The sequence below is a fragment of the Pseudomonadota bacterium genome, assembly GCA_010028905.1.
GTDB lineage: Bacteria > Vulcanimicrobiota > Xenobia > RGZZ01 > RGZZ01 > RGZZ01.
This window is the reverse complement of the sequence record RGZZ01000110.1, coordinates 1-12,679: the sequence shown is the minus strand read 5'-3', so window position 1 is coordinate 12,679 and position 12,679 is coordinate 1. Positions and strand designations below refer to the sequence as shown.

General features: G+C 67.3%; 13 protein-coding genes. 5 read left to right on the top strand and 8 right to left on the bottom strand.

Annotated elements, in window-relative coordinates; genetic code table 11:
- The 3 genes from EB084_09975 to EB084_09965 all read right to left on the bottom strand — a co-directional run.
- A partial coding sequence (locus EB084_09975) for a hypothetical protein (GenBank protein NDD28578.1) occupies positions 1 to 1,882 on the bottom strand: 1,882 nt, incomplete at its 3' end.
- A gap of 79 nt (positions 1,883 to 1,961) precedes the next feature.
- A complete protein-coding gene (locus tag EB084_09970) occupies positions 1,962 to 2,336 on the bottom strand; it encodes a 50S ribosomal protein L20 (protein NDD28577.1) in 375 nt (124 codons plus the stop codon).
- A gap of 22 nt (positions 2,337 to 2,358) precedes the next feature.
- Positions 2,359 to 2,562: a 50S ribosomal protein L35 gene (locus EB084_09965; GenBank protein ID NDD28576.1), complete on the bottom strand. Its 204-nt coding sequence runs from the start codon at positions 2,560 to 2,562 to the stop codon at positions 2,359 to 2,361.
- 288 nt (positions 2,563 to 2,850) lie between these two features.
- On the opposite strand from EB084_09965, the gene EB084_09960 reads away from it, so the two are divergent.
- Positions 2,851 to 3,030, top strand: a complete 180-nt coding sequence (locus tag EB084_09960; protein NDD28575.1) for a hypothetical protein — start codon at positions 2,851 to 2,853, stop codon at positions 3,028 to 3,030.
- Positions 3,031 to 3,042: 12 nt separating this feature from the next.
- Here EB084_09960 and EB084_09955 read toward each other — a convergent pair whose 3' ends face one another.
- The 5 genes from EB084_09955 to EB084_09935 form a co-directional block, all read right to left on the bottom strand.
- Positions 3,043 to 3,432 carry a hypothetical protein gene (locus EB084_09955; protein ID NDD28574.1) on the bottom strand — a complete coding sequence of 130 codons (390 nt, stop codon included), beginning with the start codon at positions 3,430 to 3,432 and terminating at the stop codon, positions 3,043 to 3,045.
- Positions 3,408 to 4,814: a DUF3100 domain-containing protein gene (locus EB084_09950; protein NDD28573.1), complete on the bottom strand. Its 1,407-nt coding sequence runs from the start codon at positions 4,812 to 4,814 to the stop codon at positions 3,408 to 3,410. Before EB084_09950 ends, EB084_09955 begins: the two co-directional genes overlap by 25 nt.
- Positions 4,815 to 4,816: 2 nt before the next feature.
- Positions 4,817 to 6,124, bottom strand: a complete 1,308-nt coding sequence (locus EB084_09945) for an adenylosuccinate lyase (GenBank protein ID NDD28572.1) — start codon at positions 6,122 to 6,124, stop codon at positions 4,817 to 4,819.
- The gene (groL, locus tag EB084_09940; protein ID NDD28571.1) at positions 6,121 to 7,704 is read right to left on the bottom strand and encodes a chaperonin GroEL; all 1,584 of its coding nucleotides are present in this window, start codon (positions 7,702 to 7,704) and stop codon (positions 6,121 to 6,123) included. The genes EB084_09945 and groL overlap by 4 nt, the downstream gene beginning before the upstream one ends.
- A gap of 93 nt (positions 7,705 to 7,797) precedes the next feature.
- Positions 7,798 to 8,106, bottom strand: coding sequence for a co-chaperone GroES (locus EB084_09935; GenBank protein NDD28570.1), 309 nt, complete (start codon positions 8,104 to 8,106; stop codon positions 7,798 to 7,800).
- 333 nt (positions 8,107 to 8,439) lie between these two features.
- Between EB084_09935 and EB084_09930 the strand changes: the two genes are divergently transcribed.
- From EB084_09930 to EB084_09915, 4 genes are all read left to right on the top strand, one after another.
- Positions 8,440 to 9,720 (top strand): hypothetical protein, encoded by a 1,281-nt coding sequence (locus EB084_09930; GenBank protein ID NDD28569.1) that lies wholly within the window; start codon positions 8,440 to 8,442, stop codon positions 9,718 to 9,720.
- Between the two features lie 453 nt (positions 9,721 to 10,173).
- Positions 10,174 to 11,622, top strand: a complete 1,449-nt coding sequence (gene nusA / locus EB084_09925) for a transcription termination/antitermination protein NusA (GenBank protein NDD28568.1) — start codon at positions 10,174 to 10,176, stop codon at positions 11,620 to 11,622.
- Positions 11,363 to 12,025, top strand: coding sequence for a DUF448 domain-containing protein (locus EB084_09920; protein ID NDD28567.1), 663 nt, complete (start codon positions 11,363 to 11,365; stop codon positions 12,023 to 12,025). Before nusA ends, EB084_09920 begins: the two co-directional genes overlap by 260 nt.
- A 35-nt stretch (positions 12,026 to 12,060) precedes the next feature.
- Positions 12,061 to 12,679: hypothetical protein (locus tag EB084_09915; GenBank protein ID NDD28566.1), on the top strand; the 619-nt coding region annotated here is incomplete at its 3' end.

Sequence of the window (12,679 nt, the reverse complement as noted above, 5' to 3'; positions counted from 1 at the left end):
ACGTGCCGGGGATCTGCGAGGGCAGGATGAAGAGACCCCCATCAAACGTGCCGATGGCCAGGCGGGCGTTGTCCCTCGTCCAGCCCAGGCCGCGCACGCCAGCGCGGAAGTCGCCGATGTGCGGGTTCACGGGCGACATGCCCTCTTCGAGGTCATACAGCCAGACCGTTCGGTCTGCCGACCCGCTCGCCACCCAACGGCCGTCGTGTGAGAAGGCGAGACGGAAGACCACGTCGGTCTGACTGCCCTTGCGGAAGTCGTTTGCTCCCGTTTCGGGGTTCCACACCCAGGCCTGGCCTCGCCATCCGCCGGCCACGAGAGCGGGCTTCTTCCCGAGGGCCACCGAGAAAACCGGGCCCGACATGCCGCCGAAGCGTCGGGTCTCCGACGACGAGGCGAGCGTCCAGTAGCGCACGCTCTGGTCCCACGAGCTCGAGGCGAGCGCGGTGCCGTCGGCCGAGAAGGCGATGGCGGAGATGCCGTTCGTGTGCCCCTTCAGCTCGGCCTGGTGGGTGAGCGTTCCCGAAGAGACGCCCCAGAGGTGGATCTTGCGGTCCCACCCGGCCGACGCCAGCAGGCGTCCATCGGGCGAGAAGGCCACGTCATTCACCTGGCGTGGCTCGCTGCGCTCTTCGGAGGGGAGCTCGCCCCGCACCGAGACCCCGCTCTTCGGGTCGAGCAGGCACACGCTGCCATCTTCTGAGCCCGCAGCGATGCCCCCGGTCTGTGACCACGCGACCGCCTGGATGTCGCCGCGAACGCCGCGCAGGGGGAGCACCTTGGCCAGTGACCGGGTCGAGGCGTCCCACAGCTGCACCGTGGGACCGCTCCCCACGGTTGCGATGGTGGTGTCGTCGGGTGACCAGGCGAGCGAGAGGATGCTGGGCGGCGTGCCGTAGACGAGCGGTTCCTCTTTCGAACGGGGATCGACGGGGCGGACGATGACCACGCGGTCGTCGCCGCCCGCCGCCAGCTGCTTGCCGTCCGGGGTGAAGGCGCAGGCGAGAACGGAGCCAACGGGGTTGGCCCCTCCCTCGTTCTGGAGCATCGCGGCGTGGGCCTCCGCGCTGATCTTCCAGATTGCGAGCCGCTGGGCGGTGCTGCCCGCGGCCAGGTACGGGCCGGATGCCGTCAGGCAGTGGATGGGGCCCTGCAGATCGCTGTAGCGGGCGCTCACGCCCAGGCTTGCGCCGTCGAGCAGACGCACGCTGCCGTCTTCTCCGCCCGCCGCGACCTTGCCGTCAGCGAGCGCGACCAGCGAGAGCAGCTTCGTGCTCTGCGGGTTTGCCTGCTTGCGGTCGTTCAGCGAGGCCGCCTCATAGGCGCGCACGACGCCGTCGTCTCCCGCGCTGTAGACCGACTGGCCGTCGGCGCTGAACGCCAGGCCGCGCACCGCGCCCTTGTGGGCATTGGCGCGCGAGGCGCGTGCAGTGGCCGACTTGAGGTCCCACAGCAGGACGAGGCCGTTCTCACATCCCACGACGGCCAGGGTGCCCTGCGCGTCAATGGAGAGCGCGCTCACCGGGGCAGAAGCGTCGAGGGAGGTCAGGGGCTTGTCGAGTCCGCCGTCATCGAGGGAGTACCGAGATACCGCCCCCGTGGCGGTTCCCACCACCACCGTCTGCCCCGCGACGCCAAGGGCGCGCACCGCGCCCGCGCATGCGATGACAGATTTGAAGCGGCGGGTGGCCGTCTCCATGATGTAGAGGCGTCCCACGTCACCGCCGGCGGCCATGAGCGCGCCGTCGGCCGTGTAGGCCACCGCACGCACGGTGCCGAGGCCGAGGCGGGCGTTCACCAGCTCGGGAGAGAGCGGTGGCGGCGGGGCCGGCGCCTGGCCAGCACACCCGCTGGTCAGCGCGGAGATGGCCAGGCCGACCACGACCGCGATGACTGCCCACGGAAAAGAAAGACGGCGGCCCCCGCCGCCGGGGACCGCGTCTACAGGGCGCATGCGGAACCTAGTTCGCTGCCGCGGTCGCCGGGAGGTGCGACTTCGCGATGTTGACGTACGCGGCGAACGACCCCTGGTCGTTGATCGCCAGGTCGGCCAGCACCTTGCGGTTGACGGCCACGCCCGCCTTGGTGAGTCCGCCGATGAGACGGCTGTAGCTCAGGTCGAACATGCGAGCCGCCGCGTTGATGCGGGCGATCCACAGCTGGCGGAACTCGCGCTTGCGCACGCGACGGTCGCGGTAGGCGTAGACCAGCGCGTGCATCACCGCCTCGCGGGCGGACTTGATCTTCTTGTGCCGGGCACCGCGGTAGCCCTTCGCGAGCTTCATCACGGTACGGCGCTTCTTGAGGGCGATTACGCCTCGCTTGACTCTGGGCATCTTCTTCTATCTCCTCTGGTCTTCAGGCGTAGGGCGCGAGACGCTTCAGGTTCTTCTCGTCGCCAGGGGCCGCGAGGGCGGTCTTGCGGAAGTTGCGGGTGCGCTTGGGCGACTTCTTCTCGCGGATGTGGTGGCAGCCGCTGAACTGCTTCATGCGCTTCACGCGGCCGCTGCCGGTGAGCTTGATGCGCTTGGCCACCGCGCGCTTGGTTCGGATCTTGGGCATGATCGAGCTTCCTTTCTTTCCTCTGCGGCGTCGCACGCAACAAAAAAACGGCGACGCGCGCCGTTCTCAGGAAAGACGAGACGCAAGCGCTTGCGCGAGGGTCTCGTGTTCCAGACCTTTCAACAGCCGCCTCGTGGAGAGGGGCGTCGACAAGGTGAGAAGCAGCGCTTCTGCTTGAGCCTGTCAGCCAGGGCCGTCAGGCGACCGCGCAAGGCATGCCCGCGCGGCAACTTCGAGAGTATACTCAATTGTGTGGGGGCCTGTCAACTTCGACCGCGGCTTTTTGCTGTGCGCGGCACCCTCGAGCGCGTCGACGCCGTGAAGCACGATGACAGCAGCGCTTTGCTTGCGGCCACCCTCGACGTCGGCCTTGCAGGGGTGTCCCTGCTCCAGCTCACCCATCCCATGGGGGGCGCGGTCGCGTCAGCAGCGCTTCTGGTCGCCCGCGGAATGATCGAAGGCGGCTAGATCGTTCGCGACTCAGGGCGACGCGTTCAAGCGCCACGCGCTCGTTTCGGGAGATGCGAGCGTGGGCGGCCCCAGCGCTCGGGTGAGGGCGGCGATGAGCCGCTCCGCGCCCTCGATGCTGCGCTCGCCGTAGGTGCGCTGCACCACCAGCCAGGGGAATCCAGCGTCGCGCATCCGACGCACGGCGTCAGTGGGCGGTGCCGCGGCCGTCTCGCCACTTCGCACCGCGCCGGCCCAGCGCATCAGCGGGTCGTCGTTCAGCGCTCTCGGGTCTCTGGCCCAGCCGGGCATGGTGGTGTCCCGGTGCGGGCAGAACGCCTGTCCGCCCAGCAGCGGATGTTCGTGCCACGTCTGATACCACACCGCGGAAGACGCATTCACCGGCAGCGACAGCTCGACCACGCCATCGCGCGTGTTCCCCAGGAGCCCCTCCCGATAGGGGGCAGGGATGCGTGGGGTCGAGATCGGCAGGGGGAGCAGGCCCTGCGACGCGGGAGACAGCGTGTTCGCCTTGCGCCGGACGGCAGGCGCTCGAGCAGCCAGGTTAGCCCTGGCGCGCACAGCAGCGCCAACGCCGTGGCCACCATGGGAAGGGTTCGGGCAGGCCAGTAGAGGCGCCACAGGAACGGCACCCATCGATAGCTGAGCGCGTGGACCAGGCCAGGTGCAATCACCTCGCCGTGGAACCGCACGAAGGGACCAAGGGCGAACGCCCACCAGAGCGTGGCGCCCGTGCAGAGGGCCGCCGCCGCGCCCGAGCGTCGTCGCCATGCGGGCAGGGCGAGCATCGCGCAGACCACCAGCAGTCCGGGCAGCGAGGGGCCCAGCGGGGGGGCCAGGGGCACGGCCAGGTCGATCGATTGCGCCACGGTAAGCCCAGGTCCGGGTGGCCCCAGCACGCCGCGCGCGGGGATGCGCAGCTGCTCGAGCGCGGGGAACGGCGTGCCCCAGGGGGTGCGCCCCGCGTCTGAGGCCAGCAGGGGGAGCGCAAAGGGCAGGCACAGCGCTGCACCGAGGGCGGCGTGCAGCAGCCCACCCCCCAGTGCGTCACGGCGGCAGGCGACCATCATCAGCGCGACGGGCAGGACGAGAATGGCCGCATACCAGTAGTCGAGGGCGGTGAGTGCCAGGGCGACGCCCGCCAGTGCCGCGGTCTGCCACGATGGCGCGCGCATCCATCGCAGCATGGCGCCGAGGTAGAGCACGAGGGGGGCGATGAGCGCCTGGGCGAAGCGTGATTCGGCCACGTCCCAGAGGGTGATGGGATTGCAGGCAAGTGCCACGGCGCAGACCACGGCCGCGGCAACCGCGGCGTCTGTCGGGACGGGGGATGCCAGGACTGGAGGCGACGTCGGGGTGCCCAGCGCCTCTGCCCGGTCATCGTCTTGCTGCGCGGTGCGCGCGGCCTGCAGGCATGCCCAGAAGGCCGCCGCCGCGTTCAGGGAGAGCACCATCGCGACGCGGGCGTTGTGCCCTCGCAGAGGCCCGAGGAGGGCCTTGAGGGGCAGCGCGATCAGCACCCCGTCGAGGTAGTTGCCGATCTCGAGGTCGCGTGGAATGCCGAGCACGCCCCAGAGTCCCGTCAGGGGCGCGCCGGCGTTCGCCTCCATGTGACACCTGGCGGCTTGCGGCACCCACCAGTCGGTGAACGCCCAGTTCTCGAACTCGCCTCGACCCACGCCGCACCACCCCAGCAGCGCTTCCTCGGGGGTGCTGAGCCAGCAGAGGAGGGGAACCCCCACGGCCAGCACCAGCACGAGCGCGATGGCGAGGCGGATGCGCACGTTCAGTGCGTAAGGGGCAGGCCGGCCCGTGCGTAGATGGTCGGGAGATGGCGCAGGTAGTGCGCGGGGTCGAACAGCGCGTCGAGCTCATCGGAGGTGAGCGCGCTGCTCACCCGCTCATCGTCGGCGAGTCGCGCGCGCAAGGTGCCGCCCTCATCCCAGACGTGCTTCGCAGCGGTCTGCACAAGGTCATACGCCTCAGGGCGAGGCAGGCCGCGATCTACGAGCGCGAGCATGACGCGCTGGGAGTAGAGCAGCCCGCCCGTGCTGTCGAGATTGCGACGCATGTTGTCCGGGAAGATCACCAGATCGGTGAGCAGGCCGTTCAGGCGGTGGAGCATGTAGTCGAGCAGGATGCAGGAGTCAGGGAGGATGACCCGCTCCACCGAAGAGTGCGAGATGTCGCGCTCGTGCCAGAGGGCCATGTTCTCCATGGCGGCAAGCGAGTTGCTTCTCACCACCCGCGCCAGGCCGCAGAGGTTCTCGAAGCCCACGGGATTGCGCTTGTGGGGCATCGACGACGACCCTTTCTGACCGACGCGGAACGGCTCTTGCACCTCGAGCACCTCGGTGCGCTGCAGATGACGGCACTCGAGCGCGATCTTCTCGAGGGTCCCGGCGATGATGGCCAGGGTGGTTGCGAAGTGTGCGTGACGGTCTCGCTGCAGGATCTGCGAGGACACGGCCGCCGGGGCGAGGCCCAGGCGCTCGCAGGCCCAGGCCTGGATCTCGGGGGGCACGGTGGCGTGGGTGCCCACCGCGCCCGAGATCTTCCCTACGCGAACCGAGGCGGCAGCCTGGGCCAGGCGTTCCTTCTGGCGCTTGAGCTCCTCATGCCAGAGCAGGAACTTCAGGCCCAGGCTCATGGGTTCGGCGTGCACTCCGTGGGTTCGGCCGGCCATGAGCGTATCGTGATGGCGCAATGCGCAGGCGGCTACGGTTGCGGTGAGACGATCGAGTTCGGCGTCGATGTGCGCGGCTGCCTCGACCATGACGAGCGCGAGACCGGTGTCGACCACGTCCGACGAGGTCACGCCGAAGTGGATGCAGCGCGCGTCGTCTGGCTCGACGCTCTCCTGCACGCTTCCGAGGAAGGCGAGCACATCGTGGTGCGTCGTCTTCTCGATCTCGTCGATGCGGTCGATGTCGAAGCGCGCCTGGCCCCGGACGCGCGCGACCATGGCGGTTTCGAATGTGCCCAGGCGGGCCCAGGCTTCGCAGACGGCGAGCTCGACGTCGAGCCACTTCTGGAAGCGGTTCTGGGGGGCCCAGATCGCCGTCATCTCGGGGCGGGAATAGCGGGAAATCACGCGGCCGCTTTTGGACGGGGCGGTGGGCTGATCCTGCTTTGCGTCGGGTTCAAGCCATGGTCTGGAAGCACGGAAAAGAAGAAGGGCAGGCCCTTCACCGGGTCGACGATGCCGGTCTTGACCATGTCGACGTACTTCTGGTTGAGGGCGTCGTAGCCGTGGCCAGCGTCGAGGGTCTTGACGTGCTCGACCACAACCGAGCCTTCCTGGCCCGCGTTGTTGGCGATGAGGCGGAGGGGCTCCTCGAGCGCGCGGCGCACGATGTTGCCACCGATGGCCTCGTCACCCTCGAGCTTGAAGTCGAGCTTCTTGAGCACGTTCACGAAGGCGACGCCGCCGCCAGGAACGATGCCCTCTTCGACCGCGGCGCGGGTGGCGCTGAGCGCGTCCTCGATGCGGTGCTTCTTCTCCTTGAGCTCGACCTCGGTGGCCGCGCCCACGCGGACGACGGCGACGCCGCCCACGAGCTTGGCGAGGCGCTCCTGCAGCTTCTCACGATCGAAGTCGCTGTCGGTCTCCTTCACCTGGCGCTTGATGAGCTCGATGCGGCCCTGGATCTCGTCATTCTTGCCGCGGCCCTCGACGATGGTGGTCTCGTCCTTGGTGACCTTGACCTTCTGGGCGGTGCCGAGCATGTCGATGGTCACCTTGTCGAGCTTGATGCCGAGCTCGTCGCTCACGACCTGGCCACCGGTGAGGATGGCGATGTCCTTGAGCATCTCCTTGCGGCGGTCGCCGAAGCCGGGGGCCTTCACGGCCACGACCTGGAAGGTGCCGCGGAGCTTGTTCACCACCAGGGTGGCGAGCGCCTCACCATCGACGTCCTCGGCGATGATGACGAGCGGGCGCTGCATCTGCACGATCTTCTCGAGCAGGGGCAGCATGTCGGCGACGGCCGAGATCTTCTTCTCGGTGATGAAGATGTACGGCTCGTTGAGCACGGCCTCCATGCGCTCGGGGTCGGTCACCATGTACGGCGACACATAGCCCTTGTCGAACTGCATGCCCTCGACGTGGTCGAGCGAGGTGGCGAGGGTCTTCGACTCCTCGACGGTGATGACGCCGTCCTTGCCCACCTTCTCCATCGCCTCGGCGATGAGCTTGCCGATGGCCTGGTCGTTGTTGGCGGCGATGGAGGCGACCTCAGCGATGCGCTCCTTCGTCTCGACCGGGGTGGCGAGCTTCTTGAGCTCGTCGACCACGTGCTCGACGAACTTCTCGATGCCGCGCTTCACCATCATCGGGTTGGCGCCGCCGGTCACGTTCTTGAGGCCCTCGCGGATCATCGCCTGGGCGAGAACGGTGGCGGTGGTGGTGCCGTCGCCAGCGACGTCATTGGTCTTGCTGGCGACCTCGCGCACGAGCTGAGCACCCATGTTCTCGAACGGGTTCTCGACTTCGATCTCCTTCGCGATGGTCACGCCGTCGTTGGTGATGGTGGGGGCGCCGAACTTCTTGTCGAGCACCACGTTGCGGCCGCGCGGGCCGAGGGTCACCTTCACGGCGTTCGCGAGCTGGTTCACGCCGCACTCGAGGGCCTTGCGGGCCTCTTCGTTGTAGAGAAGCATCTTGGCTGCCATGGATTGGGTCTCTCCTTGCTGTGATTTGGGTGGAACGTTGTCAGACCGTGGAGGGGGGCAGCGGGCATCTCAGGTGCCCGCGCCCCGCCTGGATCAGCCCTGGAGGATGCCGAGGATCTCGGTTTCCTTGACGATGAGGAACTCTTCGCCCTCGATCTTCACCTCGGTGCCTGAGTACTTGCCGTACAGCACCTTGTCACCGACCTTGACTTCCATCGGGACCTTCTCGCCGTTGTCGAGCAGGCGGCCGGTACCGACGGCCACCACCTCGGCCTGCTGGGGCTTCTCCTTCGCGGTGTCGGGAAGGATGACGCCTCCGCGGGTCTTCTCCTCGCTCGGGAGCGCCTTCAGGATGACGCGATCGCCCAGCGGGCGGATGCTCAGCTTGGTTGCCGTTGTCATGGAACTACCTCCATCGTGATCTAGGGGTCAGTTTGCGCCGGGCGCCTCGTCGAGGCGGCGGTCATGTTTCTGCCGCGCCTGTCGGCGGAGCGCTCTGGCACTCGAGCAGGTCGAGTGCCAGGCACGGGGCAAAAATAATAGCGCCAGGCTGTCAGGCCCGTCACGCCTCCACATCCTACACACGGGAACGGGGGGTGAGCAAGGGTGGGAATCACGTTGTTTTTGCTGTTTTTCGAGTCTTTTCTCTTTGTAGTAACATCTTATTCACATTTTGGCAGTCTCCGGGCATGAGTGCTAGAGTTGTGTTAGCGGGCATATGCGCCGCGGCCGGTCATGGTCGCGCGCAGGCCCTGCGTGATCGGGACGTGGTCGTTGGCACCGAGGAGAATTCTTCGAAGGGTCGAAGCCTCGACCCAACCTTCGACAGGCGACGCAAGCGGAACAGGAGCGGACGTGGCGGTCCCAGCACGGGTTCTCTTCCTATCAGCGAACATGGGCACAGGTCATGCGGCAGCCGCCGAGGCCACCCTTCGCGCGCTTCGCGAGCGCCTGCCCGACGTCGATGCGCAGATCATCAACTCGGTGCAGTACGCCAGCCAGCGCGTGGGGAAGATGGTGGAGGAGGGGTACATCCATCTCCTCAAGGCCTTTCCCACCCTGTACGGCCTGATCTATGAGAGCAAGGAGCGCCCCTCGAGCCTGTCGGGCGTTCGCCGCGTGCTCAACCGACTCTACGGGGGCACGTTCCGCAACCTCATCGAGTCGTGGAAGCCCGACGTCATCGTCTGCACGCACGCATTCCCCTTCGGCATCATCTCGTCGATACGCGAGCGCTTCGGGCTTCGCGTTCCGAGCGTTGGAATCGTCACCGACTTCGTCGTTCACCCGGGCTGGGTCCACAAGAACGTCGACGTGTACGCCGTGGCCAACGACGATCTCGAGCGCCAGCTCATCGCCCGCGGGGTGGAGAGCGAGCGGGTCCGCGTCACGGGAATCCCCATCGACCCGCGGTTCGGGCAGCCGCGCGAGTTGCAGGCGCTGCGCGATCGCCTCGATCTCAATGCCGGCCTTCCCGTGGTCCTGGTGATGGGCGGCGGTCTCGGAATGGGGCCGGTCGAGCGCATCATGAAGCTCGTGAGACGCATCGAGCGCCCCATGCACATGGTGGTTCTCGCGGGGCGCAACGAGCGTCTGCGCGAGCAGCTCGACGAGGAGCGTCAGCGTCTCGGGGGGCATCCGGTGCGGCTCCAGTCGTTCGGATACATCGACAACGTCTACGACTACATGGCCGCCGCAGATCTGCTGGTCACCAAACCCGGGGGGCTGACCTCTGCCGAGGCGCTCGCCTCAGGACTGCCCATGGTCATCATCCACCCGCTGCCCGGTCAGGAGATGCGCAACTCGAAGTATCTGCTCAACAAGCGGGTGGCCGTGCGCGCGGCCAGCGAGAAGACGCTGCCCACGACCATCGAGGAGATGCTGCGAGACGTCGACACGCTGCGGCGCATGCGGCGCGTCTCCCGTGATCTCTCGGCGCCGGACTCGGCCTCACGCACCGCTGACCTCGTGCTCGAGATGCTGGCGAAGCCGCGGGCTGCCTGCCTGGCCCCCTGACATCGCCTCGACGAACCGCGGGCGCGCATCGCGGGCCGCGGGCCCTTGCATGGCTATCGACGATATGATATCATCCTCGAGGCCTGCGCTCTGCTTGACTCGAAAGAGTGGGTTCGACCCGCTCTTTTGCTTTCAGGTCGATCTTGCCCGCGGCACCCGCCGTCGGGCAGATTTTTTGCCCTGAAGGCGGCGCGCCGACGCCTCCAGGTGGCGACGGCGTGCCGATCGCGCACCAGGACATTGGGAGGACCGCTCTCCGTCAGGTTGAACCTCGCTGTACGGCGTTCGTGGTGAACAGGGCTCGTGGCAAGCCCAGCGCACGGCCCGGCACGTGTCGATCGGGAAGCGTCCGCGTTTCCCACCGCGTGGTCCGGGTCAGTGGCGAGAGACCAAGACAACAGAATACGGGGCGAACGCGTCGTCGCGATTCGCCCGACGGAGGTATGGTCTGGAATGAACACAGAATTCATCAGTGCGCTGAAGCAGATCGAGAAAGATCGGAACATCCCCCTCGACATGCTCGTCCTGGCGCTCGAAGACGCCCTGGCTGCGGCCTATAAGCGCAACTTCGGTCCCGACGAGAACATCATGGTCGAGATCAACCGGCAGAACGGCCAGAGCCGTGTATTCAGCCGCAAGCTCGTCGTCGAAGAGGTCGAGGACCCGATCCTCCAGATGTCCCTCGAAGAAGCCGAGATGCTCGTCGATGGCGTGCAGCCCGGCGAAGAGGTTCTTATCGAGGTCACACCCACCGACTTCGGTCGCATCGCCGCCCAGACCGCCAAGCAGGTCATCGTGCAGCGCATCCGCGAGGCAGAGCGCGAGATCGTGTTCAGCGAGTATGCCCGCAAGGAAGGCGACATCGTCACTGGTCCCCTGCAGCGCTACGAGAATCGCAACGCGCTCATCGACCTGGGCAAGGCGGAAGGCGTGCTCATGGCCTCCGAGATGTCGCCTCACGAGTACTTCCGTCACGGGGAGCGCGTCCGCGCCTACGTCATCGAGGTCCGTCGCACCACGCGCGGGCCGCAGGTCCTGCTGTCTCGCACGCACCCCGCGCTGCTGAAGCGCCTGTTCGAGCTCGAGGTCCCCGAGATCAGGCAGGGGCTCATCAACGTCAAAGCCGTGGTGCGTGAGCCCGGATATCGTTCGAAGATCGCCGTCAAGAGCAATGACCCGAGCATCGATCCGGTCGGTGCGTGCGTGGGTCCGAAGGGCTCGCGGGTTCAGTCGGTGGTCGACGAGCTCCGCGGCGAGAAGATCGACATCATCAACTGGAACCAGAATCCTGCGGTCTTCGTCTCCAATGCGCTGTCGCCCGCGCGTGTCGTGCATGTGGTGCTCAACGTTCAGGAGAAGACCGCCCTGGTCGTGGTGCCGGACCAGCAGCTCTCCCTGGCCATCGGCAAGGAGGGGCAGAACGCGCGCCTTGCAGCCAAGCTGACCGGGTGGAAGATCGACATCAAGAGCGAGGCGCAGTGGCGCGACATCCAGCGCGAGGAAGAGGCGCGTCGCGCCGAGGAGGAGCTGCAGCGGCAGGCGGAAGAGGCCGAGAAGGCACGCATCGCCGCCGAGCGCGCAGCACTGGGTCTTCCCCCCCTCGAGGAGCCTGAGCAGCCCGCGCCCGAGGCCGAGCCTGGGTATGGTTACGGCGAGGAGCCGGCAGCCTACGACCCCGCGCTCTATGAGGGGGTCGAGGTCGAGCCCCAGGACATGGGAAGCCTGCCCACCTTCTACCTCGACCAGCCGGCGCCTGAGGCTGTTCCGCTGGCCGACAAGGACGACCATCGCAAGAAGAAGAAGGGCCGCGACGACGACGATGGTCTCAAGAAGAAGCGAGCGAAAGGCGGACGCCCACGGCGGTTCGAGGTGGAGGAAGACGATTACACCGATATCGTCTGAGGCGGGTGAGGAAGTCGGTTCGGCCTCTCACACGCCCACGCGGGTGTGTGTGGTCTGCCGAGTTGCCCACCTTAGAACAACGCTGGTCCGACTCGTCCGCCGTCCCGGCGGACGGATCGGCTGGCCCGAGAATGTGACCTGCGACCCATCCGGCACTCGCAACGATGCGGAGGGAGCAGGTCAGGTCTCTTCCGACGGAGAGGCAAACGAGAGAATGCGCCGAGGCGCGCGCGTGGCCCCCACGGGAAAAGGGCTGTACGTGTGCCGAGGCGGTGACTGTCTGGCTCGCTTGATTCGCGAGAAGCGATTCAAGCGGATGTTCGCTGACGCGATGGAAGAAGCGTGCATGGCGCGCTTGAGCGAGATGCTCGGTCCTTCGGGAGAACGGCCTCCAAGCGGATAGCGGCGAAGCGGCGACGCTGAAGATCGAAAGTAGGGATGACTGTGAGCAACAACAACAAGCTGCGCGTGTACGAGCTGGCCAAGGAGATGGGGTATCCCGCGAAGGATTTCCTCGATCTTCTTCGCGCCAATGGAGTTGACGCGCGAGGCAATTTCAGCGTACTCGAAGACGCCACGGTGAAGCGCGTACGGGAGACGGTGCCGTCTCGCGGTGACGGGAGCGCTGCTGCAGCAGAGGCCGCTGCGCCCGTACCCGAGCCGAAAGCCCAGGCTGCAGCCCCCGCCGCCCCCGCTCAGGCAGCGGCCGAGGGCGCCGCGCCGGCTTCCGCTCGTCCCGCTGCGCCAGGAGGCCCCGCGATGGTGAAGACCATCGATTCAGCGGCTGCTGCCGCGATGAGCATGGCGCGCTCGGGAACCGGTCCGAAGCCCAAGGTAGGGGGCGAGGTTCGCCGCATCATCCCTGCCGCAAAGCTCGACGCCATGCGTGCACAGCAGGCCGCGGCGGGCGCGCCGACCGCGCGTCCCGCGGGTGCGGTTCCGCCTGCTGCGCCCCCGCGCCCCGCAGAGCCTGGGCCTGGCATGCCTCGCCCTGCGGCGGGTGCGCCCGTTGCCCCGGGAGCCGCGCACCGCTGGACCACGCATCGGACGTGGAGGA

Excerpts from the sequence above, each read along its gene's own strand:
- EB084_09970 (NDD28577.1), bottom strand. The coding sequence starts at position 2,336 with ATGCCCAGAGTCAAGCGAGGCGTAATCGCCCTCAAGAAGCGCCGTACC.
- EB084_09965 (NDD28576.1), bottom strand. The coding sequence starts at position 2,562 with ATGCCCAAGATCCGAACCAAGCGCGCGGTGGCCAAGCGCATCAAGCTC.
- groL (NDD28571.1), bottom strand. The coding sequence starts at position 7,704 with ATGGCAGCCAAGATGCTTCTCTACAACGAAGAGGCCCGCAAGGCCCTC.
- EB084_09935 (NDD28570.1), bottom strand. The coding sequence starts at position 8,106 with ATGACAACGGCAACCAAGCTGAGCATCCGCCCGCTGGGCGATCGCGTC.
- EB084_09930 (NDD28569.1), top strand. The coding sequence starts at position 8,440 with ATGGTCGCGCGCAGGCCCTGCGTGATCGGGACGTGGTCGTTGGCACCG.
- nusA (NDD28568.1), top strand. The coding sequence starts at position 10,174 with ATGAACACAGAATTCATCAGTGCGCTGAAGCAGATCGAGAAAGATCGG.
- EB084_09920 (NDD28567.1), top strand. The coding sequence starts at position 11,363 with ATGGTTACGGCGAGGAGCCGGCAGCCTACGACCCCGCGCTCTATGAGG.